Below are 23,344 nucleotides of genomic sequence, written 5' to 3'. Positions count from 1 at the left end.
CGTGACGACGCTCCTGCCCACCTCGACCGTCGGCAGCCTCCCCAAGCCCGCGTGGCTCGCCAAGCCCGAGGTGCTGTGGTCGCCGTGGGAGCTCGAGGGCGACGTGCTCGTCGAGGGCAAGCACGACGCGCTGCGCTCCGCGGTGCAGGAGCAGGAACGCCGTGGCCTGGACATCATCAGCGACGGCGAGCAGACGCGTCAGCACTTCGTGACCACCTTCATCGAGAACCTCGACGGCGTCGACTTCGAGAACCGCGAGACGGTGCGCATCCGCAACCGCTACGACGCGAGCGTGCCGACCGTCGTGGGCGCCGTCAGCCGACGTGGTCCGGTGTTCGTCGAGGATGCCGCGTTCCTGCGCGCGCAGACCGACCGGCCGATCAAGTGGGCGCTGCCCGGTCCCATGACGATGATCGACACCCTGTCCGACCGCTACTACGGCAGCCGCGAGAAGCTCGCGTGGGAGTTCGCGACCATCCTGAACGACGAGGCGCGCGAGCTCGAGGCCGCGGGCGTCGACATCATCCAGTTCGACGAGCCCGCGTTCAACGTCTTCTTCGACGAGATGAAGGACTGGGGCATCGCCGCCCTCGAGCGCGCCGCGGAGGGCCTCCGCGCCGAGACCGCCGTGCACATCTGCTACGGCTACGGCATCAAGGCCAACACCGACTGGAAGGCCACCCTGGGCTCGGAGTGGCGCCAGTACGAGGAGTCGTTCCCCCTGCTGCAGCGCTCGAGCATCGACATCGTCTCGCTCGAGAGCCACCACTCGAACGTGCCGATCGACCTCGTCGAGCTGGTCCGCGGCAAGAAGGTCATGCTCGGCGCCCTCGACGTCGCCAGCGAACGCATCGAGACGCCCGAGGAAGTCGCCGACACCCTCCGCCGCGCCCTGCAGTTCGTCGATGCCGACAAGCTCATCCCCAGCTCCAACTGTGGCATGGCGCCGCTGCCGCGTCGTGTCGCGTTCGACAAGGTCAGCGCGCTGACCGCCGGAGCGGCGCTGCTGCGCGAGGAGCTCGCGGACTGAGGCCCGGTCAGGGGCCGCGACCGCAACCCGGCCCCTGACCGACCGCCCCACGCGGGCCGATTCCCGTCGAGAATGCGGATGACGTGGCAGAGTCGGAACGATCCCTTCCCCGTTCCGAGGAGCAGCAGTCCCATGCCCATCGCCGCCGATGACCCCCGCCTCGTCTCCCCCTTCGAAGCCGCACCGACCCGCTACGACGACGTGCCCTTCCAGCGTGCCGGGGCCAGTGGCATCCCCCTTCCCCGCATCTCCCTCGGGCTGTGGCAGAACTTCGGCACCGGGCGCACGCTCGACGTCCAGCGCGAGATCCTGCGTCACGCGGTCGATCGCGGCATCGTGCACATCGACCTGGCCAACAACTACGGCCCGCCCTACGGCGCCGCCGAGAGCACGTTCGGCACGGTGCTCGACAGCGACCTCCGGCGCTACCGCGACGAGCTGTTCCTGTCGACGAAGGCGGGCTACGACATGTGGCCGGGGCCGTACGGCGACGGTGGCTCGCGCAAGTACCTGATGCGCTCCCTCGAGCAGAGCCTCACGCGCATGCGCACCGACTACGTCGACGTGTTCTACTCGCACCGCGTCGACCCCGACACCCCGATCGAAGAGACCGTGCACGCCCTCGCCGACATCGTGCGCAGCGGCAAGGCCCTCTACGCCGGGATCTCGAACTACCCCGCCGACCTCACCCGACGCGCGCACGAGCTCCTCGCGGCCGAGGGCGTGCGCCTGTTCATCCACCAGCCGCGGTATTCGCTCTTCGACCGCACGCCCGAGGCGGAGCTCTTCCCGACGCTGCGCGGCCTCGCCGTGGGCAGCGCGGTGTTCTCACCCCTCGCGCAGGGCCTGCTGACGGCCAAGTATCTCGACGGCACCGTGCCCGCCGATTCCCGGGCCGCCGACAGCCGGTTCCTCGACGCCTCGGCGCTGACCGACGACTACCTCGAGCGCATCCGCGGCATCGACGGCGTCGCGCGCGAGGCCGGGCTCTCGATCCCCCAGCTCGCCGTCGCCTGGGTGCTGCGCGACCCGGTCGTCACCACCGCGATCATCGGCGCCTCGCGCACGAGCCAGATCGACGACGCGGTCACCGCCAGCACCACGGCACTGTCGGATGACGTGATCGCGGCACTCGAGCCCTTCGCCGCCGGTGTCGGCGAGCGCATCGCCTGAGCGGACAGCACACCGCCGCTCGCGGCGCAAGCGGCACGGCATCCCTCTCTTCATCGCGTTGGCTGGGTCTCCAGCTGACTGAAGGAGGCGCCATGGGCGTTGCACGATGGATCGGAACCGGAGCCGTGGGACTGGCGGGAGCGGTGATCGCGCGGACGGCGATCGGGCGCGCGGTGGCCGCGGGGACCGTGGCCTACCGCGTGTGGACCGACCCCAAGGTGCAGAGGGTGCGCCGTCGCGTGGTGGCGAAGCTCGCGAAGCAGCGCCGGGCACGCTGACCGCGCATCACCGCCCGGGGACGACCCCGAGGATGACACAGGCGACGCCCGCGACGAGAAGGACCACCGCGTACAACACGCGGTGGTCCTTCTCGATCAGCCGCATGTAGACGCCGTTCACGCGCGCGGCCGTCGTGGGAAATCGCATCCAGGCCGTCGCGAGGAGCACGAACGGGGCGACGAGAGCGGCGAGGAACACCGCGTACGCGAGCCACCGCAGGAGGGGGTGATCGCTCACCCCGTCGGCCACGCGACCGGTCATGTACATGATGGGCAACGTGGTGAACCCCACGATCGAACAGCTGACGCCGAGCACGTACGAGCTCCACCCATGGGCATGCGACGACGCGGTCGAGCGATGCGGCGGTTGCGCGGGCCTCCGGAGTCTCCAGATCCCCACGGCCACCGCACCGGCGAGGAACACCGCGCCGGCGGCGAGGTCGACGCGACGATCGAGCACCGCCTCGGTCGTGCCGCGCTCCGCCGCCGCCACGAACTCGGTCGGGTCGAAGCTCTGCAGCGCGAGGTACAGCACGGTCGCCCCGGTGGCCAGTCCGGCGACCATCCAGCCCACGCGCGCCACGACCCGGGTGTTCTGCGCGAGGGCGTCGGCCGTCGCGGCATAGAGCGCCGGATTCAGGCCCAACGTCACCCCGAGTCCGACCATCGTGGTCAGGGCCGCGGTCCAGCGCGCGAGGTCGTCCACGGCGGTGCGGCTCCTCTCGAGCGGTGGGGCCCCGGCGACGCCCGAGCGGGGTGGTCACATCGTAGCGAGGTGCGCGTCAGCTCCCACGGGGCGCGCTCGCACCGTCGACGGGCAGGGGCGAGAGCGGCTTGGTGACCCCGAAGGCGAAGGTGGTGTCGATCGAGGAGAGGGAGGGGATCGCGCGCAGGTGCTCCCGCAGGAGGCGTTCGTACGCTTCGAAGGTCGGTGTGACGATGCGCACGAGGTAATCCCAGTCGCCGGCGAGCAGGTGGGCCTCCACGATCGACGGGATCGCGCGCAGGCGCTGCTCCACGGCATCCACCGTCGCCCCCTCGTGCGAGGCCAACCGCAGGCGCACGAACGCCGTGATCTCGAGGTCGACGGCTTTCGGCGAAACCACGGCGCGGTACCCCGAGATGGTCCCCGCCTCTTCGAGCCGGCGCACGCGGCGCAGACACGGCGACGGCGAGAGCCCGACCCTGTCGGCCAAGTCCTGGTTGGTGAGACGACCATCTCGCTGCAGTTCCGCGAGGATGAGGCGATCGATCGCGTCGAGGGCTTCCATGTGGCAGATTCTGCCAAACGACGAGTCGAGCGAGCAATCTTCGCAATCCGCTGCGCCGCCCTCCTTCCTACGCTCGCAGTGTGACCACGTTCGTCCTGCCCCGCCCCTCGGCCCTGTCGCGCCGCACGGTGGTCGGGATCGCGGCCGTGGCCGCCGTCGTCTGCCTGTGGTCGTCGTTCGCCCTGTCGACCCGAGCGCTCGAGGCGACCGGGATGGGCATCGGCGACGCGGCGATCGTGCGCTTCGGCGTCCCCGCCGTCCTGCTCGCCCCGTGGATCCCTCGGACGCTGCGCCGACTGCGCGGGGAGCCGGCGACGGTCACCGCCCTCGTCCTGCTCGCCGGGCTCCCGCACTTCCTCCTCTTCGCGTGGGGCGCACACCTCACCTCGGCCGCTCTGACGGGACTCCTCGTGCCCGGGACGGTCCCCCTCTTCGTCACGATCCTGCTCTTCCTGCACCGGCGGACGACGGTGTCGCGGACCCGGCTCATCGCGCTCGCGGCGATCGTGGCGGGAGTCGCGGCGAGCACGATCCTCATCGGCGGGATCGTGGATGCCGGCGGTATCGCCGTTCTGCTCGCGGCGGGTCTCGTCTGGGCGGCGTACACGATCGGTCTCGCGCGGACGCGGCTCGATCCCGTCGGGGTCATCGCCGTCGTCTCCGTCGCGTCGCTCCTCGCCGCGCTCGCCCTCGCCGCCACCGGCGCGATGCCGTCGCAGGCGTTCCAGGGAAACGTCGACTTCCCGGCCTGGGCGGCCTACGCCCTCGTGCAAGGCGTCGGGACGGGACTACTGTCGACCGCCTGCTACGTCGTCGCGGTGAAGAACCTCGGCAGCAGCATCCCCGCCGCCGCCGGAGCACTGAGCCCGGTGCTGACCGCTCTGGTGGCCGTCCCCCTGCTCGGCGAGCCGCTCTCCGCCGGGCTCGTCGTCGCGCTGGTGCTGATCACCTGCGGGGTGGCCGCCTTCGCCCTCGCCCCTGCGCGCACGGCGTCGCGCCCGATGGCATCCGATCCCGCGTCCGCTCCGAACAGGTGATGAGGCAGGGTCGCGCGTGCGCGGCACCGGAAACGAGGATGCCATGACCACCGACACCGCGGCCCCCACCGCCGACACCACCACGGTGCGCCGACCGCACGCCTGGATCTGGGCAGCCCTGGCCGGCATCGTGTCGGCCGCCACCCTTCTGGCGATCGCCGAACTGTTCGCCGCACTGGTGGCCCGTTCCGCCAGCCCGGTCCTGGCCGTCGGCTCGTTCATCGTCGACATCGTGCCGCGTCCGCTGAAAGAACTCGCGATCACGCTGTTCGGCGAGACCGACAAGATCGCCCTGCTCGTCGGCGTCGGACTCGGCGCCGCCGTGGCTGCCGCCGTGGCCGGTGTGCTGCAGTACCGGTTCCGTCCGGTCGGAGCCGTGCTGGTCGGCATCGGCGGCGTCCTCGCCACCGTGGCGATCATCACCCGCGCCGGAGCCGGGGCCCTCGCGTGGCTGCCCCCGGTCCTGGGAACGATCGGCGGCGTCGCCGTCCTCATCCTCACCATCGCGCGACTGAAGCGCTGGGTCGCCGCGGCCGAGGACCGCGACGGCGAGAAGGCGCGCACGAGCCGCCGTCAGTTCCTCCTGCTCACCGGTCTGACCGCCGTCGGCGCGGTCGTCGTCGGCGTGGGATCGCGCATCCTCAACGCCACGACCTCCTCCGTCGCCGCCGCTCGCGAGGCCCTGCGTCTGCCCGCGCCGCGCACCACGGTCACCGTGCCCGAGGGCGCGAACTGGGAGATCGACGGGCTGAGCCCCATCATCACCCCCAACGGCGACTTCTACCGCGTCGACACCGCACTGACGGTGCCCAACGTCGACCCCACGACCTGGCGCCTGCAGATCGACGGCATGGTCGACACCCCGGTCGAGCTCAGCTTCGACGACCTCGTCAACATGGGCCTGAACGAGTACGGCGTCACCCTGACCTGCGTCTCGAACGAGGTCGGCGGAAGCCTGGTCGGCAACGCGATCTGGACGGGCGTCCCGATCCGCGACGTTCTGCGCATGGCGGGCGTCCAGTCGGACGCCGACATGGTGCTCTCGGAGAGCGTCGACGGGTACACGGCATCCACTCCCCTCAGCGCGCTGACCGACGACAACCTCGATGCGATCTTCGCGGTCGCCATGAACGGCGAGCCCCTGCCGTTCGAGCACGGCTTCCCGGTGCGCATGGTGGTGCCGGGCCTGTACGGCTACGTCTCGGCGACCAAGTGGGTCACGAAGCTGACGGTCACGCGTTTCGACAAGGACGAGGCGTACTGGACTCCCCGCGGCTACGCGGCGCAGGCTCCCATCAAGCTCTCGTCGCGCGTCGACACGCCCAAGATCGGCGCTCCGGTGCCCGCCGGCACCGTGGTCATCGCGGGAATGGCGTGGGCGCAGCCCGTCGGGGTGCAGAAGGTCGAGGTCCAGATCGACAACGGCGACTGGCAGGAGACCCAGCTGTCGACGCCGATCAACGATCAGTCGTGGGTGCAGTGGCGTCTCGAGTGGGCCGCCGAGGCCGGCAGCCACTACATCGCGGTGCGCGCGACCGACAAGGACGGCAACCTGCAGATCCAGGAGCAGGCCCCGATCGCTCCCGACGGGTCGAGCGGATGGCAGCGCACACTCGTGACCGTTTCGTGACCGAGATCGAGGGTGGGTCGTGATGTCAATCGCTGTTCATCACGGCGGGTGGGCGACATGATCGGAAGATGCCTTCAGCAAGCATCCCGACCCACGACAGCGTCGCATGACCTCCGTACCGGATGAGCCTCCCACCCTCCCCGCGACTCCGGGGGCGATGCGCGACCACCCTCTGACGAGCATCCGTCGCTCGGTCCCCCGCGACTGGGACGAGCAGGTCGATCTCTTCGCGATCGTGAAGCTCGACAGCGGTGGTTTCGTGCGCGGCTGGAACCTCGGCGCGGAGCGCATCAAGGGCTACAGCGAAGACGAGATCCTGGGCTCGCACTTCTCGCGCTTCTACCGCAAGGAGGCGCAGCAGCGGGGTCTCCCCGACCAGCTGCTGGCCGCTGCCCAGCGCGACGGCCACGTCGAGGACACGGGCTGGCGCGTCCGCAGCGACGGGAGCGAGTTCTGGGCGCGCGTGACGATCTCCGCCATCCGAAGCGACCAGGGCCAGGTGCTCGGGTTCGTCAAGATCGTGCGGGATCTCACGAGCGAGAAGCGCGCCGCCGACGAACAGGCGGCCCTGCAGAGGACCTTCGCGCACGACCTGCTCTCCCCCGTCACCGCACTTCGCGGCTATCTCGACCTCATCGGCGAGGAACTGCCGCCGGACCACCGCCTGCTGCGCCTCGCCGGAGAGGCGAGCGACCACATCGTGGCGATGGCCCAGGCGCTCATGGCCGACGTCGACTCGTCCTCCGAGCGCGGTCGGCGTCGGGCGACCCTCGACCTCGTCGCCCGCGGTGCCGTCTCCCTCGTGCTGCCGGGCGAACTCGGCCGCGTCCGGTTCGGGATCATGGATGCCGTCCCGGTGCGCGCCGACGTGCTGGGACTGCGTCGTGCGATCGCCAATGTCCTCGAGAACGCGGCGAAGTACTCCGACGATGTCATCGAGATCGACACGTTCGAGACCGACGAGGGCGCCGCCGTCCGCGTGCGCGACCACGGTCGTGGCATCCACCCCGATGATCTCGCGACGATCACGCAGGAGGGCCACCGGGGGCGCTACGCGGTCGCGACGGACGGCGGCCGGGGTATCGGTCTGTCGAGCGTGCAGCGCGTCGTCTCCGAGCACGGGGGGTCGATCCGCATCACCAGCGCCCCGGGTGAGGGCACGACCGTGACGCTGACGATCCCCCGCTCCGACGACGACGAACCGGTCGCGCTCGGGGACTCAGTCGACTGAGCGGGTCAGCACCGCGCCGGCCGCCTCGATCTCGCGCAGTGCTGCGGCGCTCGAATCGGGGTGCACCCCGGCGATCATGTCGGTGAGCACGCGCACACCGCGGCCCGCCGCCACCGCATCCAGGGTCGACGCGCGAACGCAGTAATCGGTCGCGATGCCGACGATGTCGATGTCGCGGATGCCGTGGGACTCGAGGAGCTGCGCGGCGGTCTCGCCGTCGTCGGAGACCCCCTCGAAGAGCGAGTAGGCGGGCTTCCCCTGGCCCTTCTTCAGGTGGTGCGTGACGCGCGTGGTGTCGAAGACCTCGTCGTAGTCGGCGCCGTACGTGCCGCCGACGCAGTGCACGGGCCAGGTGTCGACGAAGTCGGGGGTGGCGGAGAAGTGCCCGCCGTTGTCGTCCTCGCCGTGGTGCCAGTCCCGCGAGGCCACGACCAGCGCGTAGTCGTCGGCGTGCGCCGCGAGATAGCCCGAGATGCGAGCGGCGACCTCATCGCCACCCTGCACGCCCAGCGCCCCGCGCTCGGTGAAGTCGTTCTGGACGTCGACGATGAACAGGGCGCGGCTCATGAGGCGAGCCTACGCGCGTCGGGCGGGGGCGGGCCGGAGCCGGGGCGGACGCGCGTGGTACGGGGCGGGTGGGGCGGGCGCGGGTCGGGCGCGACGCGGGTCAAGCGCGACGCGGGTCGGGGACGGGTGGGGCGGGCGCGAGGCGGGTCGGGGGCGCGACGCGACCCGCGCCGACCACGGCCCGGGCTCAGGCGCCGAGTGGGGTCACCCGCGGGCGAACAGCAGCACGATCGAGACGACGAACGCCACCGCCCCCAGCGCCAGGACGCCGGCGGCGAGCAGGGAGACGAAACGCACCACGGGCGAGTTCCGCGTGAGACGCATGCGATGCGGCACCCCGCGGCGGTAGAAGATGTCGGCCATGTCGGCCGTGCCGATCTTCGCGTCGTCGTGGGCCGACAGGGGCGCCTCGTTGACGCCGCCCCGGTCGTCGAACCACCGCACGACGCGGCCTCCGTCGACCGATTCGACGACGGCCCGCGCCGGTGCCCACGTGCCGTCGAGCAGCAGCAGGACCACCGCCGCGAAGGCCAGGAGCAGTCCGCCGCCCAGCCCGACCCACGTGAAGATCTCGATGAGGGCATCGAGGGCGTTCGACACGGGGACTCCTGCGGGCTGACGACGCGTCACGCGGACGCGGAACGGCTCTCCAGCCTATCGGGACACCCGTGGAGCTTCCCGGCCCCTTGGGGGCCTCCAGACGCCGCGTGGCGACGGGAGCGAGGACGCGCGGTGCGATGACCGTCAGACCGGTGAGATCTCGATGACGAAGAAAGGCCCCCACCCGGTGGAAGCGGGTGGGGGCCTTCGGAGCCGCCTAAGGGAATCGAACCCTTGACCTATTCATTACGAGTGAATCGCTCTGCCGTCTGAGCTAAGGCGGCATGTGCGCGCTGTCGCGTGCACGATCATCGATCTTACATGCTTCCGCGGCCCTCGCGGTACGCGGTCAGTAGTCGCCCGTCGCGGAGCGGTCGGCGAGGATGTCGCGGCTCGACGACAGCCCGAGGCGAGAGGCCCCCGCGGCGATCATCTCTTCGGCCGCGGCGCGCGTCCGCACTCCCCCGGACGCCTTCACTTCGGCGCGGTCCCCGACCGTGCGCTTCATCAGCTGCACCGCGTGGACGGTGGCACCGCCCGCGGGGTGGAAGCCCGTCGACGTCTTGACGAAATCGGCACCCGCCTCGACCGCGGCCTCGCACACGGCCACGATGGCCTCGTCGGACAGCGCGGCGGACTCGATGATCACCTTCAGGACGGTGGGCGCGGGAGCCGCGGTGCGGACGGCGCGGATCTCGGCCTCCACGACCTCGTAGCGCCCCTCGATGGCGGCGCCGATGTCGATGACCATGTCGATCTCGTGCGCGCCCTGGGCGACCGACAACGCCGCCTCGGCGGCCTTGACCTCGGCGTGGTGCTTCCCGCTGGGGAATCCGCACACGACGGCCAGCTTGAGGCCGTCGGGCAGCTCGACCGGCAGGAACGACGGCGAAAGGCACACGCTGTAGGTGCCGAGCTCGGCGCCCTCGGCGATGATGCGCTCGACGTCGGCGCGCGTGGCCTCGGGCTTGAGCAGGGTGTGGTCGATGTAGCTCGCCAGGTCGGCGATGGGCGCGGTCATAGGGGTCTCCTCGGGATGTGACGGATCAAGCGTAGGCGCACGGCGTCGCCGCGGCGCTACTCGCAGCGCAGGTCGGGGGCGGGCACGGTGTCGTCGATGAGGTAGTCGTCGACGGCTCCGTTCACGCAGTCGTTGCCCTTGTTGTAGGCCAGGTGCCCCTCGCCGACGTAGGTGACCAGGACTCCCTGCGAGAGCTGATCGGCCAGCGCCTGGGCCTCGGCGTAGGGCGTGGCGGGGTCGCCCGTGGTGCCCAGTACGAGGATGGGCGGCGACCCCGGGGCGGTGATGGCGCCAGGCTCCCCGGTAGGCGGCGCCGGCCACGCGGCGCACGCGTCGGGACCGACCCAGTAGGGCGCGACGACCGGAGCCTTCTGCTCCAGCTCCTGTTGCAGCGCCGCCTCGTCGGCATCGTCTTCGCGAGGGTAGTCGACGCAGTTATAGGCGCGCAGGGCCTGCATGGTGTTGTCGATGTACTGCCCGTCGACGCGGCCGTTGTAGAAGTCGGCGAGCTGGAAGGCGACGGAGGCGTCGCCGTTCTGCACGTCGGCGAGGGCCACGCGCAGGTAGGGCCAGTTCTCGTCGCTGTAGAGCGCGGCGATGATGGCCGTGAGCAGCGAGTCGGCGCCGAGGAGGCGCCCGTCGGCGCCCCTGAGAGGGCGCGAGTCGGCGCGGGCGAGCATGGACGCCACGTCATCCATCGCGTCGTCGACCGATCCCGAGAAGGGACAGTCCGAGGCGCGGAGGCAATCGGCCATGAACGCACGCAGCGCGTTCTCGAAGCCGACCGCCTGCGCGATCCCGCTGTCGCTGCCGGCCAGGCTCGGATCGATGCCTCCGTCGAGCACCATGCGCCCGACGCGTTCCGGGAACAGCCCGGCATACGTCGCGCCGAGCAGGGAGCCGTACGAGAAGCCGAGATAGCTGAGCTTCTCGTCACCGAGCACGGCCCGCAGCAGATCCATGTCTCGCGCCGCGTTTTCCGTGGAGATGTAGGGCAGGATGCCGTCGCTCCCGGCCTCGCAGGCCTTCGCGAAGTCCGCCTGCCGCTGCTCGAGGGCCGCGTTGCGTTCGTCGCTGCCGCGCTTTCCCGGCGGGATGTCGTACAGGTAGGCATCCATCCCGGCGGAGTCGTAGCACGACACCGCCGTCGACTGGCCGACGCCTCGGGGGTCGAACCCGATCACGTCGAAGGACCGCGTGAGCGCCTCGTCGGCGACGAGCGACAACGAGTCGCGGACGGTGTCGACGCCGCTCACGCCCGGGCCGCCCGGGTTGGTCAGCAGCGACCCGAGCGGTTCGCCGGAGGTCGCGCGATGCCGGATGACGGCGAGTTGCAGGTCACCCGCCGACGGGTCGGAGTAATCGCGCGGAGCGGTGACGGTGGTGCAGTCGAAGCCGGCGCTGCCGCATGCGGTCCAGGTCAGCGTCTGCCCGTAGTAGGGCAGGAGGGCGGAATCGATGCCCTCGGTCTGCGGTGCGAGGGAGCGGCCTCCGTCGGGGGCCATCGGCGGTATCTGCGCGTACAGACAGCCCGTGAGCGCCAGCGCGACGCCCGCGAGGCCCGCGACCAGGGCGGTCAGGCGCCGTCGCACGCTCACGGCGCGGATCCGTTCGCCACGGTGATCATGAGACTCTCCAGGGCGAGGAGCGGTGCCGCGTTCTGTTCGAGGTTGCGGCGCGTCACGGAGATGCGATCGAGGACCCCGAGGGTGCGTGCCGGGGTCCATTGCGTCGCCAGCGCGCGCAGAGCGTCGAGGCGCTCGACGTTGACCAGGTCGGCTTCGCGGCCGTACTGCACCATCACGACGTCGCGGAACAGCGACTGGAGATCGGTGAGCACCCGATCGATCCCGTCGCGCAGGCTCCGCGTGGCCCGGCGCTTCTGATCGTCTTCGAGCGCGTTCACCTGCCCGCGCACCGACGGAGGAACCGCGGCCCCCTCTGCCACCCCCAGCATGCGGAGCAGAGCCCGTCGCTCCTCCTCGTCGCGGGTGGCGGTGAGCGCTTTCGCGTCGTCGGTCGCCAGACGCACGATCTGCCCGGCGACCTCGACCGCGTCGCCGATCCCCCGCACGGCCAGCACCGCCGCCAGTGTCTCGGCGCGGCGCGCCCGGGCGTCGTCGTCGGTGGCGAGACGCTGCGCCATGCCGATGTGGCGCTGCGCGTGACGGGCCGATTCTTCGGCGACGTCGGGCGTGACCCCTGTGCGTTCGACGATGAGACCCGCGACGTCGGCCACGGAGGGCTCGCGGAGCCGCAGGACGCGGACGCGCGAACGGATGGTGGGGAGCAGATCGGCGTCGCTCGGCGCGCAGAGCACCCAGACGGTCTTCTCGGGCGGTTCTTCGAGAGCCTTCAGCAGAACGTTCGACGTGCGCTCGGCCATGCGGTCGGCGTCTTCGACGACGATCACGCGGTGACGGCCGAGCGAGGGCGCGAAGGAGGCCCGCTCGACGAGACGGCGTGCCTCGTCGATACGGATGACGACCTGTTCCGTCCGGAGAGCCGTGAGGTCGGGGTGCGTGCGCGCGAGCACCTGATGCTGCGCCCGCTCGTCGCCGGGGTCGGCGATGAGCTCCGCCGCGAACGCGTAGGCGAGAGTCGATCGCCCCGAACCGGGCGGCCCGGTGATGAGCCACGCGTGGGCGAGGGCGGACGGGTCGGATGCCGCGTGGCGCAGGCTCGCGACGGCCTCGTCCTGACCCCACACGGCGTCCCACGGGAAGGGGGCCGCGCCGGCGGCCCGCGGAGACGGCTCGAGCGCGACGGACATGGGTTCCAGCCTAATCCCGGGGTCCGACACCGCCGCTGAGCATCGGCTGTCGGTGCACGTCCGGCTCAGCGCAGGCGTTCGGCGACCGCGTCCCGCACCCGCGCGGCCAGGATCTCCGGCGCCTGGGTCGCGTCGAGCACGAGGAAGCGTTCGGGCTCGCGTAGCGCGAGCGCCAGGAAGCCCGCGCGGACCCGCGCGTGGAAGTCGCTCTTCTCCGCCTCGAGCCGGTCGAAGGGCTTGTCGGCGGCATCGAGCCGTCGCCGTGCCGCCGTCGGGTCGAGGTCGAGCAGCACGGTCAGGTCGGGAAGCAGGCCCCCCGTCGCCCACAGCGACAGCGCGCGCACGTCGTCGGCGTCGAGCACACGGCCCGCGCCCTGGTATGCGACCGACGAATCCAGATAACGGTCCTGGATGACCACGTCACCACGGGCGATGGCGGGCTGGACGACGGTCTCCACGTGATGCGCGCGATCGGCGGCGTACAGCAGCGCTTCCGCGCGGGCGGCGATGTGACCGCGGTGGTGCAGGACGATCTCCCGGATCCGCACGCCCACCTCGGTGCCTCCCGGCTCGCGGGTACGCACGACGTCGCGACCGTCGGCCGCGAGCCACTCCTCCAGCATCGACGCCTGGGTGGTCTTGCCGGCGCCGTCTCCCCCTTCGAAGGTGACGAAGAGCCCCGGACCCCCGGCCGGTGCCGCCCGTGGGGCGTGCAGCGGCCGGGATTCGAGGCCGGTCACGAGTTCTTCGCCGGGGCCTTGCGGGTGGTCGAGGTGGTCTTGGCTGCCGTGGTCTTGGCTGCCGTCGTGCTGGCTGCCGTGGTCTTGGCTGCCGTCGTCCGTGTCGTCGCCGTCTTGGTCGCGGTGGTCTTGGACGCAGCCGTCTTCGTCGCCGTCGCCTTGGTCGCCGCCGTCTTCGTGGCGGTCGTCTTGGCGGCGGTCGTCTTCGCCGCCGTCTTCGTGGTGGCCGTCTTCCGCGCGGTGGTCGTCTTCTTGGGCGCCGGGCCCTTGGCCCGCTTGTCGGCGATCAGCTCGACCGCACGCTCGAAGGTGATCTCCATGGCGTTCTCACCGCGGGGAACCGTGGCGTTCGTCTCGCCGTCGGTGACGTAGGGGCCGAATCGACCGTCCTTCAGCTTGATCGGCTTGCCGCTCACCGGGTCGGCGTCGAACTCCTTCAGCGCGCTCGAGGCGCGACGCGCGCCGTATTTCGGCTCGGCGTACTTCGCGAGCGCCTCCTCGAGCGTGATGTCGAAGATCTGCTGCTCGTTGTCGAGCGATCGCGAATCGGTGCCCTTCTTCAGGTACGGGCCGAATCGCCCGTTCTGAGCGGTGATTTCGTCGCCGGTCGCCGGATCGGCACCGACGACGCGCGGGAGGGAGAGCAACTGTAGAGCCGCGTCGAGTTCGATCGTGTCGACCGACATCGAGCGGAAGAGCGATGCCGTACGGGGCTTCGGGGCGGCTTCTTTCTTCGCGCCGCGCTTCTTCGGGGCCTCGACGACCTCGCCCGTGGCCTGATCGACCTCTTCGGGTTCCTCGGCGTCGACCTCCTGCACGTAGGGTCCGAAGCGACCGTCCTTGACGACGACGAGCTTGCCGTTCTCGGGGTTCTCCCCCAGCACGCGATCGCCGGCGACCGGCGCCTCGATCAGCTCCCGCGCCTTGTCGGGGGTGAGCTCGTCGGGTGCGAGGTCCTCGGGGATGTTCACGATCCGCGGCTTGGCATCGGCGTCCGCCGCGGGATCGGTGACCTCGAGGTAGGGACCATACTTGCCGAACCGCAGCACGGCCGTGTCGGTGATACGCGTGGAGTTGAGCTCGCGCGCGTCGATCTCGCCGAGGTTGTCGACGATGTGGCGAAGGCCGACCTGCTTCTCCGAACCGAAGTAGAACGACTTGAGCCACTCGGTCCGGCGCTGCTCCCCGCGGGCGATCGCGTCGAGGTCGTCTTCGAGCGCCGCCGTGAAGTCGTAGTCGACGAGGTCGGCGAAGTGCTCTTCGAGCAGTCGCACCACGCTGAAGGCGAGCCAGCTCGGAACGAGCGCCTGGCCCCGCTTGGTGACGTAGCCGCGATCGAGGATGACGCCGATGATGCTCGCGAAGGTCGACGGGCGACCGATGCCCTTCTCCTCCAGCGCCTTCACCAGGCTCGCCTCGGTGTAGCGCGGCTTGGGAGAGGTGCTGTGCCCCTTGGGCTCGACATCGCTCATCGCCAGTTCGTCGCCCACGGCGACGGCGGGCAGCGACTGGTCGGCGTCGTCGTCGTTGCGCTTCTCGTCAGCGCCCTCTTCGTACGCCTCGAGGAAGCCCTTGAAGGTGTAGACGGTTCCGGATGCCGTGAACTCGGCGACCTGCGCCGCGGCCTGCACGGTGAGGGTGACCGTCGTCGTCTCGTACTTGGCATCCGCCATCTGGCTGGCGACGGTGCGCTTCCAGATGAGGTCGTAGAGCTTCTGCTCGTCGCGGTCCAGCGACGACGCGAGCGAGGCGGGCGTGCGGAAGGTCTCGCCCGAGGGGCGGATGGCCTCGTGCGCCTCCTGCGCGTTCTTCGACTTGCTCTTGTAGACGCGGGGGTTCGCGGGAACCGCCTTGTCGCCGTACAGAGCCACGGCCTGGGCGCGGGCGGCCGAGATCGCCTGCCCCGACAGCGCGACCGAGTCGGTACGCATATAGGTGATGAAGCCCTTCTCGTACAGACGCTGTGCGACGCCCATGGCGTGCTTCGCGCTCATCGAGAGCTTGCGGCCGGCTTCCTGCTGCATGGTCGAGGTCGTGAACGGAGCACGAGGACTGCGCGTGCCCGGCTTCGCCTCGACCTTCGACACCGTGGCGCGCCCCGCGGCGGTGATCGCGTCGGCCAGCGAGCGAGCAGCAGACTCGTCGAGGACGACGACGGCCCTCTTGAGCTGACCGTTGTCGTCGTAGTCTCCACCGCGGGCGATGGGGGCTCCGTCGAGACGGTTCAGTCGCGTGGTGAACGACGAGCCCGACTGCGACGCGAGTGCCTCGACATCCCAGTACGACGCCGAGACGAACGCCATGCGCTCGCGCTCACGCTCGACGACCATGCGCGTGGCGGCGGACTGCACGCGGCCGGCACTGAGCGCCGTTCCCTCGCGTCCGGAACCGACCTTGCGCCAGAGCACCGGCGAGACGTCCCATCCGTAGAGACGGTCGAGGACGCGGCGCGTCTCCTGAGCGTCGACGAGCGAGACATCGAGGTCTCGCGTGTGCTCCGCGGCATCGCGGATGGCGTCCTTGGTGATCTCGTGGAAGATCATGCGGCGGACGGGGACCTTGGGCTTGAGGACCTCGAGCAGGTGCCACGCGATGGCTTCGCCTTCTCGGTCACCATCAGTGGCGAGCAGGACTTCGTCGGCGGTCTTCAGCGCGCGCTTGAGCTCGGCGACCGTCTTCGTCTTGCGGTCGTTGACCACGTAGAAGGGGTCGAAGTCGTTCTCGACGTCGATGGAGTACTTGCCGTACGCCGCCTTCTTGTCGGCCGGGATCTCCTTCTTCGACGCGAGGTCGCGGATGTGACCGACCGAGCTGAGCACCTCGTAGTCGTCGCCGAGGTATCCCTGGATCGACTTCATCTTCGTCGGGGACTCGACGATGACGAGCTTCTTTCCGTTTGCCACTGGGGTCCTTTCTTCGATGCACACCATACACACGCCTCCCTGTTCGGGTTCCGGGAGGTCTCACGGGCTCGAGACATCGGGAGGTCCGGCTCGCGAGCGCGCATCGAGGGGCACTCCACCGTACGCCCCGGCGACGGTGACCGTGGCGATCAGGCCGTCGACATGGCACTCCGTCAGCTGCCACCCGGCTGCGGCGGTCACTCGCGCCGCCGCGTCGCACGGGTAGCCGCTCACCGCGCCACTGGCCGTATCGGCCGCCGCGAGGGCAGCCGCATCCGCCGTGCCGGCCACCCGCCGCGCCGTCAACGCGGCCCCTCCGACCGCTGCCACCGCCACCGCCATACCGGCGACGACCGCCAGCACACCGACGGTCGACACGCTGCCCGCCATCAGCGGCCACCGTCGAGCGCGCAAGCGCGCGCCGCGGCCGGCGGGAGGGGGAGGGCGAGCGGAACCGAACGGGTCGCAGACGTCGACACGCACACGAGACCGTCGTCGTGCGTCACGGTCATCGAGCCGCCGGCTGCGGCGAGCGCGGCCGACGCTCCGACGTCGTCTCCACGGCCGAGGAGCCGAGCACCCTCGGTCGCCGCGTGCTGCAGACGCAGCGTGGTCGCGGCGGTGCCGAGCACCCCCACTCCCAGCGCCAGGACGATCAGCACGGCCGGGAGGGTCACGGCGAACTCCGCCGCGACCGCGCCCCGGTCGCCGAGCCGCACGCGCGAGGCGGCCGTGGCAGCCGACTCGCCCAGCCGCGAGTGCGAGGCCGCGCCAACGGCCCGGAGGCGCAGCCGCGCGCGCGAGGCGGCGCCCACTCTCCGCAGGCACCGCCGCGAGCGCGCGACGGCGCCCGACCGACACCACCGCGTCACTGCACCGTGAGCGCGCGGCGCACGAGGTCGGTCAGGATGCCGCGCACCTCGTCGCTGCGCATGATGACGACCAGCAGCCCGGCGAAGGCCACGGCCGCCATCGTTGCGATGGCGTACTCCGCGGTGGCGGCGCCGCGCTCGTCGAGGAACGCTCGGCGCGCGCGGGCGCCGGTGAGCAAGGGGAACGACGAGGGGTCGTGGACGAACGGGGCGCGAGGATCGAGGTCGGACATGGGGTCTCCTTCATGTTGGGGTGTTCGGGATCGATGAAGCGGTCACGGGAGAACGCCGGAGCGCAGCAGGCCGAGCACGATCGGTGCGACGGCGAGCAGGAGGAAAGCGGGCAGGGTGCACGCCCCGAGCGGGAGGAGCAGACGCGTCGAGAGGCGTGCCGCCGCCTCCCGCCCCTCGGTGCGAGCCCGGTGCCGGGACGCCCAGGCGTCGGCGCGAAGCAGCTCCGCGGCGGGGACGCCGGCTCGCAGCGCCAGATCGAGCGTCTCGTGGATGGCGGGCGCCCCTGACTCGCCGGGGCTGCGCGCACGGCGGGCGATCACCGCGCGCGCACGCTCGGGAGGCGCGCCCGCCGAGAGCGCGACCGCCCACAGCTCGGCCTCGAGTCCCGGCACCCTCGCGGACGGACGCGCCGACCGCGCCAGCCTCCGCGACCACACGTGCGCCCCGGCGACCAGGGCGACCCCGCCGACCAAGCACCCGCGCCCGAGGGGATCGCCGAGAAGCATGCCGAGGGGATCGGCGCCGAGAAGCGCCCCGAGGGGCACACCCGCCGCGGGAAGCCAACCGAGCAGGCGCGCCGTCGCGAGCGGCTCGGCCAGCGCGATGCGCACCTCGGAGGCCACTTCGGCCGCGTCGCGCAGAGCGCCCGCCACGGAACGGAGCGTCTCGGCCAAGGGAGCCCCCGTCTCGACGGCGACGCTGTAGACGGCCGCGATGTCGACCCAGGCCCCGCCCGCCGCGGTCAGCACGGCGCCGACGTCCTCACCCCGGTCAGCGGCCCGGGCCGCGGCTGCCGCGGTGGGGTCTCCTCCCTCCGCCAGGTGCCGCCACGCGAGAGCGGGCGAAGCTCCGCCCCCGAGCAGGACAGCGAGACGCACCACGGTCGCGTAAGGGTCTGTTCTTAGGGCCGTCACGACCACTCCTCCGGCTGGATGACGAGTCGGTCGTCGCGGATGACCGGTCTCCCCCACGCGGTCACGCGTCGGCGCCCGTCCGATCGGTCGACGTGGACCACCGCACCGACCGCGCTCACCACCTGCCGCGCCGTGGTCACGGCATCCATTCCGGAGAGCGCCCCCAGCGCCTCCAGACGCGTCGCGACGTCGGCGAGGCCGCTCGCGTGGAGCGTGCCGGCTCCCCCGTCGTGCCCGGTGTTCAGCGCCATCAGGAGCTCGCGCAGCTCTTCGCCGCGGCACTCCCCCAGCACGAGGCGATCGGGGCGCATGCGCAACGCCTCGCGGAGGAGCCGTGCGAGGGTGATGCCGCCGGCTCCCTCGATGTTCGCCTGGCGCGCCTCGAGCGCGACGTGATGGGGATGCGCGGGACGCAGCTCGGCCACCTCTTCGATGGTGATGATGCGTTGCGTGGTGGGGACTCGGGCCAGGAGTGCGGAGAGAAGAGTGGTCTTGCCCGCGCCCGTCGCCCCCGTGATGAGCAGGTTCTGCCGTCGGTCCACGAAGTCCTCAAGGCGTTCGCGCTGAACCTCGGACAGCATCCCGGTCCGCTCCAACAGCGCGAGGTCGGGAGTGTCCCACCGGGGGACGCGCACCGAGATGGTCGTTCCGCGGGCGGCGACCGGCGCGAGCACCGCGTGCACGCGCACGCCCCGCTCCAACCGCACGTCGACGCACGGGGAGGCGTCGTCGAGATGGCGACCGCCCCGCGCGATCAGGCGCACCGCCAGACGCCGCACCTCCGTTTCACTCGCCCGCCAGGACGCCACCCGTTCGATCCCGGCGCCACGGTCGACGAAGAGCCCGTGCTCTCCGTTGATGAAGAGGTCGGTGACGACGGGGTCGTCGAGGAAGGGGCGGAGGAATGTCAGCGCGGCATCGTCATCGGCCCCGTCGTCGGCGCGACCAGGATCCGCCGGCCGGGCCACGGGCGGGGCGGTCGATGCGAGGGAAGGAAGGGATGCCACGACCACGACGGTAGGCATCGGCGGGGCCCCGTCGCGGGGCGCGGATGGGCTTCCGTGGACAACAGGCCGGCTCTCCTCACTGGGGAGGAAAGGTGTGAGCGGCCGGAAAAAGAAGGGGGCGGCATCCCTACAGTGGGGGGCGAGGGATGCCGCCGCGCGCCGGAGGAAAATTGGGGGGCTCCCCCCGACGCGAGTGCCGGAAGCGATGTTCGGGCGTTCTAAGAGTACGCGCGTGAATGAGCCGGACCAACTCTCGCGACCTATTCATTGCGATATATCACCTGTTTCCCGGGCGACGGCGATGCCAACTATCGGAGGTGGCCCCCGGAATGAGCGGTCGCTAGCGTGACCCGGGTAGAACGCCGCGCATCGACGCGGTGTGACGTGAACGCGAAGGAGCGCCGCGATGAGCAGCCAGATCGACCACCTCCTCAACGAGACCCGCCGGTTCGCCCCGTCGGCCGCTTTCGCCGAGAACGCCGTCGCAGACCGGAGTCTGTACGAGCGCGCAGCCGCCGACCGCGAGGGCTTCTGGGCCGACCAGGCCCGCGAACTGCACTGGCACAGGCCCTTCACCCAGGTGCTGGATTGGTCCAACCCCCCGTTCGCGGAGTGGTTCGCCGACGGCGAGCTGAACGTGGCCTACAACTGCCTCGACCGTCACGTCGAAGCCGGCAACGGAGATCGCATCGCGCTGCGGTGGGAAGGCGAGCCCGGCGACCAGCGCAACGTCACCTACGCGGAGCTGACCGACGAGGTCAAGCGCCTCTCCAACGTCCTCCTCGGCCTCGGCGTCGAACGCGGCGATCGTGTGGCGCTCTACCTGCCGATGATCCCCGAGGCCATCGCCTCGATGCTCGCCGTCGCCCGCATCGGCGCCGTGCACTCCGTCGTCTTCGGCGGGTTCTCGGCCGACAGCCTCCGCGCGCGCATCGACGACGCCGGAGCGAAGGTCGTCATCACCGCAGACGGCGGCTGGCGCAAGGGCAAGGTGTCCCCCCTCAAGCCCGCGGTCGACCAGGCCCTCGCCGACCGCAACGGCTCCGGCATCCAGGAGACCGTCGAGCACGTCCTGGTCGTCAAGCGCGGCGAGAACGAGGTGGAATGGACCCCCGACCGCGACATCTGGTGGCACGACGTCGTGCCGCAGGCCTCGAGCGAGCACGAGGCCGAGGCCTTCCCCGCCGAGAACCCGCTGTTCATCCTCTACACCTCGGGGACCACCGGGAAGCCCAAGGGAATCCTGCACACCTCGGGGGGCTACCTCACGCAAGCGGCGTTCACGAACCGCGTCGTGCACGACGTGCACCCCGAGACCGACGTCTACTGGTGCACGGCCGACATCGGCTGGATCACCGGCCACACCTACGTCGCCTACGGCCCGCTCGCCAACGGCGCGACGCAGCTCCTCTACGAGGGCACCCCGGACACCCCGCACCCGGGTCGCTGGTGGGAGCTCATCCAGAACCACGGCGTCACGGTCTTCTACACCGCGCCCACGGCGATCCGCTCCTTCATGAAGATCGGACGCGACGTGCCGCAGAAGTTCGACCTGTCGTCGCTGCGCCTGCTCGGCTCCGTCGGTGAGCCCATCAACCCCGAGGCGTGGGTCTGGTACCGCGAGATCATCGGCGCCGACGAGACGCCCATCGTCGACACGTGGTGGCAGACCGAGACGGGCGCGATCATGATCTCGGCCCTGCCCGGGGTCACCGAGACCAAGCCGGGCTCGGCGCAGGTGCCCGTGCCCGGGATCTCGATCGCGGTGGTCGACGACGGCGGCGAGCCGGTCGGCAACGGCAGCGGCGGTCTGCTCGTGGTGACCGAACCCTGGCCCAGCATGCTGCGCGGCATCTGGGGCGACCCCGACCGCTACCGCGAAACGTACTGGGACAAGTTCGCCGACAAGGGCTACTACTTCGCCGGCGACGGCGCCCGCCTGGACGACGACGGCGACGTGTGGCTGCTCGGTCGCGTCGACGACGTCATGAACGTCTCGGGCCACCGCCTCTCGACCGCCGAGATCGAGTCGGCCCTGGTCGGGCACGACGGTGTCGCAGAGGCGGCCGTGGTCGGGGCATCCGATGAGACCACCGGCCAAGCCGTCGTCGCCTTCGTGATCATCAAGAGCCGCTACCTGAAGCAGAACCCCGTCGAAGGACTCGGCGACGAGCTGCGCAGATGGGTGGGCGAGCAGATCGGCCCCATCGCGCGCCCGCGCGACGTCTACATCGTCGGGGAGCTGCCGAAGACCCGCTCGGGCAAGATCATGCGCCGCCTGCTCCGCGACGTGGCGGAAGGACGCGAGGTCGGAGACACCACGACGCTCGCCGACACCGCCGTGATGAGCGTCATCAGCGCCCAGGTGAAGTGACGTCCGCCGGCCGGGGACGCCGTGTCCCCGTCACGCTCCCGCCGTCGTGGCAGCGTGACGGTGGCGGGTGAGATCCGTCGTGCCGTGAGTCAGACGACCCGGTGCGAGCGTCGGCGCCGCAGCGTGGCATCCATCCTCGCGACGGCCATCGCCCACCCCCCGCGTACCGCCGGGAACACCCCCGCCACCCAGACGAGGGATGCCGCGGCGTCGCCGAGGTAGTGCACTCCCTCGATCACGACGGCGGCGGCCATGCACACCACGAGGAGAGCACCCAGCACGATCACGACCGAGCGCCACCGTGTGCCCCACGCCAGGCACGCGCACACGGCGACGAGAGCCGCGGTGAAGGCGACGTGACCGCTCGGGAAGGAGGCGTCGGCGGCGCGCCCGATCGTCGCCATCGCCGCCTCGCTGAGTCCGGGTCGTGGACGGTCGACGACGAGCTTGACCGCCTCGGCCGACCCCCAGGTCACCGCGATCGTCCCCGAGAAGACGACGGCGGGCCGCCACGACCGGGTGAGGCCCGCGACCGCCCCCGTCGCCGCCAGCATCGTCAGCGTCGCGGGCAGCGGCTTGAGGGCGAGGTAGAGCACCTCCGCCACCGGACCGAGCGGCCCTCCGCGGAGATGGTGCACGGCCGCGGATCCGGCCGCGTCGAACTCCCCCAGACGCAGCAGGAGTCCGACCATGACGAGGCTGATGACGGTCGCGACGGCGACCACGACCGAGCGTCGCGGGTGCACGGGAGGGTCGACCAGCGAAGAGCCGGGCCGCACGGGAGGAGGAGTCACGAGGCCGATCGTCCTCCTCCCTCGTTCAGAATCCGCCGAGTCGCACGCTGACGGACGCCGTCGTTCCCCACCGGCACGGCCGCGGGAACGACGAGGGGCCGCGGACGGCGTCTGCGTCCACGGCCCCTCCTTGATCGCTCCGTCAGGCGACGGTGAAGACGACCTCCACCTCGACCGGGCTGTCCAGCGGCAGCACCGGCACGCCGACGGCCGACCGCGCGTGCGCGCCGGTCTCGCCGAACACCTCGCCGAGGAATTCGCTCGCTCCGTTGATGACCCCCGGCTGCCCGGTGAATTCGGGGACGGATGCCACGAACCCGGTCAGCTTGAGGACACCGGTCAGGTTGTCGACACCGCCGACCAGCGCCGCCGCAGCGGCGATGGCGTTCAGCGCGCACTGGCGGGCGTAGCCCTTGGCATCCATCGGGGTAACCAGACCCGCGGACTCCCCGACCTTGCCGGTCGCGGGAAGGGCGCCCTGCACCATGGGCAGCTGACCCGAGGTGTGGACGAGGTCGCCGTGGCGCTTCGCGGGGATGTAGGACGCCACCGGCGGGACGACCGCGGGGACCTCGACGCCGAGGGCGGCGAGCCGCTCGCTGACGCTCACTGCTGACCCTCGAACTGACGCGCGGCCGCCTCCGCGGCACCGAGACCGGCGTTGGCGCTCCCGCCGCCGACGGGACGCTTGAAGTAGGCGACGAGCCCCCCCTCGGGGCCGGGCACCACCTGCACGAGCTCCCAGCCCTGCTTGCCCCAGTTGTTCAGGATCGCGGCGGTGTTGTGGATCAGCAGCGGCGTGGTGAGGTATTCCCACGTGGTCATTCGAGGCTCCCGGCGGTGGGTCGGCGCGCGTGATCTCACGCGCGGGGACGGTTTCGTGCGCGCGCGAGCG

Annotated in this window: 24 protein-coding genes and 1 tRNA gene; 7 read left to right on the top strand and 18 right to left on the bottom strand. The window is 71.1% G+C overall.

The features are described 5' to 3' along the window. Position 1: 1 nt before the first annotated feature. The 3 genes from RWH44_RS12215 (at position 2) to RWH44_RS12205 (ending at position 2,481) form a co-directional block, all read left to right on the top strand. Positions 2-1,030 (top strand): methionine synthase, encoded by a 1,029-nt coding sequence (locus RWH44_RS12215; RefSeq protein ID WP_316004778.1) that lies wholly within the window; start codon positions 2-4, stop codon positions 1,028-1,030. A 132-nt stretch (positions 1,031-1,162) separates the two neighbouring features. Continuing rightward, positions 1,163-2,203 carry an aldo/keto reductase gene (locus RWH44_RS12210; protein WP_316004777.1) on the top strand — a complete coding sequence of 347 codons (1,041 nt, stop codon included), beginning with the start codon at positions 1,163-1,165 and terminating at the stop codon, positions 2,201-2,203. Positions 2,204-2,295: 92 nt separating this feature from the next. Further along, positions 2,296-2,481, top strand: coding sequence for a hypothetical protein (locus RWH44_RS12205; RefSeq protein ID WP_316004776.1), 186 nt, complete (start codon positions 2,296-2,298; stop codon positions 2,479-2,481). Between the two features lie 7 nt (positions 2,482-2,488). On the opposite strand, the gene RWH44_RS12200 is transcribed toward RWH44_RS12205, so the two are convergent. Together RWH44_RS12200 and RWH44_RS12195 are read right to left on the bottom strand one after the other, a co-directional pair. Further along, on the bottom strand, positions 2,489-3,187 hold the full coding sequence (locus RWH44_RS12200; RefSeq protein WP_316004775.1) for a hypothetical protein: 699 nt from the start codon (positions 3,185-3,187) through the stop codon (positions 2,489-2,491). A gap of 76 nt (positions 3,188-3,263) precedes the next feature. Continuing rightward, a complete protein-coding gene (locus tag RWH44_RS12195) occupies positions 3,264-3,752 on the bottom strand; it encodes an Lrp/AsnC family transcriptional regulator (protein WP_316004774.1) in 489 nt (162 codons plus the stop codon). Between the two features lie 80 nt (positions 3,753-3,832). On the opposite strand from RWH44_RS12195, the gene RWH44_RS12190 reads away from it, so the two are divergent. The 3 genes from RWH44_RS12190 to RWH44_RS12180 all read left to right on the top strand — a co-directional run bounded on the left by RWH44_RS12190 (position 3,833) and on the right by RWH44_RS12180 (position 7,650). Beyond that, positions 3,833-4,789 (top strand): DMT family transporter, encoded by a 957-nt coding sequence (locus tag RWH44_RS12190; RefSeq protein ID WP_316004773.1) that lies wholly within the window; start codon positions 3,833-3,835, stop codon positions 4,787-4,789. 43 nt (positions 4,790-4,832) lie between these two features. Then, entirely contained in the window at positions 4,833-6,419 is a 1,587-nt protein-coding gene (locus RWH44_RS12185; RefSeq protein ID WP_316004772.1) for a molybdopterin-dependent oxidoreductase, read from the top strand. A 106-nt stretch (positions 6,420-6,525) separates the two neighbouring features. Continuing rightward, on the top strand, positions 6,526-7,650 hold the full coding sequence (locus RWH44_RS12180; protein WP_316004771.1) for an ATP-binding protein: 1,125 nt from the start codon (positions 6,526-6,528) through the stop codon (positions 7,648-7,650). On the opposite strand, the gene RWH44_RS12175 is transcribed toward RWH44_RS12180, so the two are convergent. The 13 genes from RWH44_RS12175 to RWH44_RS12115 form a co-directional block, all read right to left on the bottom strand. Further along, complete coding sequence (locus tag RWH44_RS12175; protein ID WP_316004770.1) at positions 7,639-8,217, bottom strand: isochorismatase family protein; 579 nt, start codon at positions 8,215-8,217, stop codon at positions 7,639-7,641. The genes RWH44_RS12180 and RWH44_RS12175 overlap by 12 nt on opposite strands. Positions 8,218-8,421: 204 nt before the next feature. Further along, on the bottom strand, positions 8,422-8,817 hold the full coding sequence (locus RWH44_RS12170) for a hypothetical protein (protein ID WP_298873495.1): 396 nt from the start codon (positions 8,815-8,817) through the stop codon (positions 8,422-8,424). Positions 8,818-9,028: 211 nt separating this feature from the next. Then, a tRNA-Thr gene (locus tag RWH44_RS12165) sits at positions 9,029-9,101 on the bottom strand. A gap of 65 nt (positions 9,102-9,166) precedes the next feature. Beyond that, the gene (gene deoC, locus RWH44_RS12160; protein WP_316004769.1) at positions 9,167-9,838 is read right to left on the bottom strand and encodes a deoxyribose-phosphate aldolase; all 672 of its coding nucleotides are present in this window, start codon (positions 9,836-9,838) and stop codon (positions 9,167-9,169) included. A 56-nt stretch (positions 9,839-9,894) separates the two neighbouring features. Next, positions 9,895-11,436, bottom strand: a complete 1,542-nt coding sequence (locus RWH44_RS12155) for an alpha/beta hydrolase (protein WP_316004768.1) — start codon at positions 11,434-11,436, stop codon at positions 9,895-9,897. Beyond that, the gene (locus tag RWH44_RS12150) at positions 11,433-12,611 is read right to left on the bottom strand and encodes a DNA polymerase III subunit delta' (protein WP_298873498.1); all 1,179 of its coding nucleotides are present in this window, start codon (positions 12,609-12,611) and stop codon (positions 11,433-11,435) included. The genes RWH44_RS12155 and RWH44_RS12150 overlap by 4 nt, the downstream gene beginning before the upstream one ends. Positions 12,612-12,676: 65 nt before the next feature. After that, the gene (gene tmk, locus RWH44_RS12145) at positions 12,677-13,351 is read right to left on the bottom strand and encodes a dTMP kinase (protein WP_316004767.1); all 675 of its coding nucleotides are present in this window, start codon (positions 13,349-13,351) and stop codon (positions 12,677-12,679) included. Further along, the gene (topA, locus tag RWH44_RS12140) at positions 13,348-16,254 is read right to left on the bottom strand and encodes a type I DNA topoisomerase (RefSeq protein WP_316004766.1); all 2,907 of its coding nucleotides are present in this window, start codon (positions 16,252-16,254) and stop codon (positions 13,348-13,350) included. Before topA ends, tmk begins: the two co-directional genes overlap by 4 nt. A 60-nt stretch (positions 16,255-16,314) precedes the next feature. Beyond that, positions 16,315-16,632, bottom strand: a complete 318-nt coding sequence (locus tag RWH44_RS12135) for an Rv3654c family TadE-like protein (RefSeq protein WP_316004765.1) — start codon at positions 16,630-16,632, stop codon at positions 16,315-16,317. An 11-nt stretch (positions 16,633-16,643) separates the two neighbouring features. Further along, positions 16,644-17,069: a TadE family type IV pilus minor pilin gene (locus RWH44_RS12130; RefSeq protein ID WP_316004764.1), complete on the bottom strand. Its 426-nt coding sequence runs from the start codon at positions 17,067-17,069 to the stop codon at positions 16,644-16,646. Between the two features lie 53 nt (positions 17,070-17,122). Beyond that, positions 17,123-17,359 (bottom strand): DUF4244 domain-containing protein, encoded by a 237-nt coding sequence (locus RWH44_RS12125; RefSeq protein WP_298873507.1) that lies wholly within the window; start codon positions 17,357-17,359, stop codon positions 17,123-17,125. A gap of 42 nt (positions 17,360-17,401) precedes the next feature. After that, on the bottom strand, positions 17,402-18,238 hold the full coding sequence (locus tag RWH44_RS12120) for a type II secretion system F family protein (protein WP_316004763.1): 837 nt from the start codon (positions 18,236-18,238) through the stop codon (positions 17,402-17,404). Between the two features lie 32 nt (positions 18,239-18,270). After that, positions 18,271-19,281 (bottom strand): TadA family conjugal transfer-associated ATPase, encoded by a 1,011-nt coding sequence (locus tag RWH44_RS12115; RefSeq protein WP_316004762.1) that lies wholly within the window; start codon positions 19,279-19,281, stop codon positions 18,271-18,273. A gap of 406 nt (positions 19,282-19,687) precedes the next feature. Between RWH44_RS12115 and acs the strand changes: the two genes are divergently transcribed. Then, positions 19,688-21,655, top strand: a complete 1,968-nt coding sequence (acs, locus tag RWH44_RS12110; RefSeq protein ID WP_316004761.1) for an acetate--CoA ligase — start codon at positions 19,688-19,690, stop codon at positions 21,653-21,655. Positions 21,656-21,744: 89 nt separating this feature from the next. Here the strand turns inward: acs and RWH44_RS12105 are convergent, their stop codons facing one another. The 3 genes from RWH44_RS12105 to sp36 all read right to left on the bottom strand — a co-directional run bounded on the left by RWH44_RS12105 (position 21,745) and on the right by sp36 (position 23,274). Beyond that, the gene (locus tag RWH44_RS12105; RefSeq protein WP_316004760.1) at positions 21,745-22,449 is read right to left on the bottom strand and encodes a phosphatase PAP2 family protein; all 705 of its coding nucleotides are present in this window, start codon (positions 22,447-22,449) and stop codon (positions 21,745-21,747) included. Positions 22,450-22,591: 142 nt separating this feature from the next. Next, positions 22,592-23,059 (bottom strand): RidA family protein, encoded by a 468-nt coding sequence (locus tag RWH44_RS12100; RefSeq protein WP_316004759.1) that lies wholly within the window; start codon positions 23,057-23,059, stop codon positions 22,592-22,594. Beyond that, positions 23,056-23,274: a Sp36 family protein gene (sp36, locus tag RWH44_RS12095; protein WP_316004758.1), complete on the bottom strand. Its 219-nt coding sequence runs from the start codon at positions 23,272-23,274 to the stop codon at positions 23,056-23,058. The genes RWH44_RS12100 and sp36 overlap by 4 nt, the downstream gene beginning before the upstream one ends. Positions 23,275-23,344: the final 70 nt, after the last annotated feature.

It is taken from the genome of Microbacterium phycohabitans, assembly GCF_032464935.1.
Taxonomy (GTDB): Bacteria; Actinomycetota; Actinomycetes; order Actinomycetales; family Microbacteriaceae; genus Microbacterium; species Microbacterium phycohabitans.
The sequence above is the reverse complement of the archived record's forward strand: the minus strand, read 5'-3'. Positions and strand labels throughout refer to the sequence as shown.

Excerpts from the sequence above, each read along its gene's own strand:
- RWH44_RS12210 (WP_316004777.1), top strand. The coding sequence starts at position 1,163 with ATGCCCATCGCCGCCGATGACCCCCGCCTCGTCTCCCCCTTCGAAGCC.
- RWH44_RS12205 (WP_316004776.1), top strand. The coding sequence starts at position 2,296 with ATGGGCGTTGCACGATGGATCGGAACCGGAGCCGTGGGACTGGCGGGA.
- RWH44_RS12195 (WP_316004774.1), bottom strand. The coding sequence starts at position 3,752 with ATGGAAGCCCTCGACGCGATCGATCGCCTCATCCTCGCGGAACTGCAG.
- RWH44_RS12185 (WP_316004772.1), top strand. The coding sequence starts at position 4,833 with ATGACCACCGACACCGCGGCCCCCACCGCCGACACCACCACGGTGCGC.
- RWH44_RS12180 (WP_316004771.1), top strand. The coding sequence starts at position 6,526 with ATGACCTCCGTACCGGATGAGCCTCCCACCCTCCCCGCGACTCCGGGG.
- RWH44_RS12175 (WP_316004770.1), bottom strand. The coding sequence starts at position 8,217 with ATGAGCCGCGCCCTGTTCATCGTCGACGTCCAGAACGACTTCACCGAG.
- deoC (WP_316004769.1), bottom strand. The coding sequence starts at position 9,838 with ATGACCGCGCCCATCGCCGACCTGGCGAGCTACATCGACCACACCCTG.
- RWH44_RS12150 (WP_298873498.1), bottom strand. The coding sequence starts at position 12,611 with ATGTCCGTCGCGCTCGAGCCGTCTCCGCGGGCCGCCGGCGCGGCCCCC.
- RWH44_RS12125 (WP_298873507.1), bottom strand. The coding sequence starts at position 17,359 with ATGTCCGACCTCGATCCTCGCGCCCCGTTCGTCCACGACCCCTCGTCG.
- acs (WP_316004761.1), top strand. The coding sequence starts at position 19,688 with ATGAGCAGCCAGATCGACCACCTCCTCAACGAGACCCGCCGGTTCGCC.
- sp36 (WP_316004758.1), bottom strand. The coding sequence starts at position 23,274 with ATGACCACGTGGGAATACCTCACCACGCCGCTGCTGATCCACAACACC.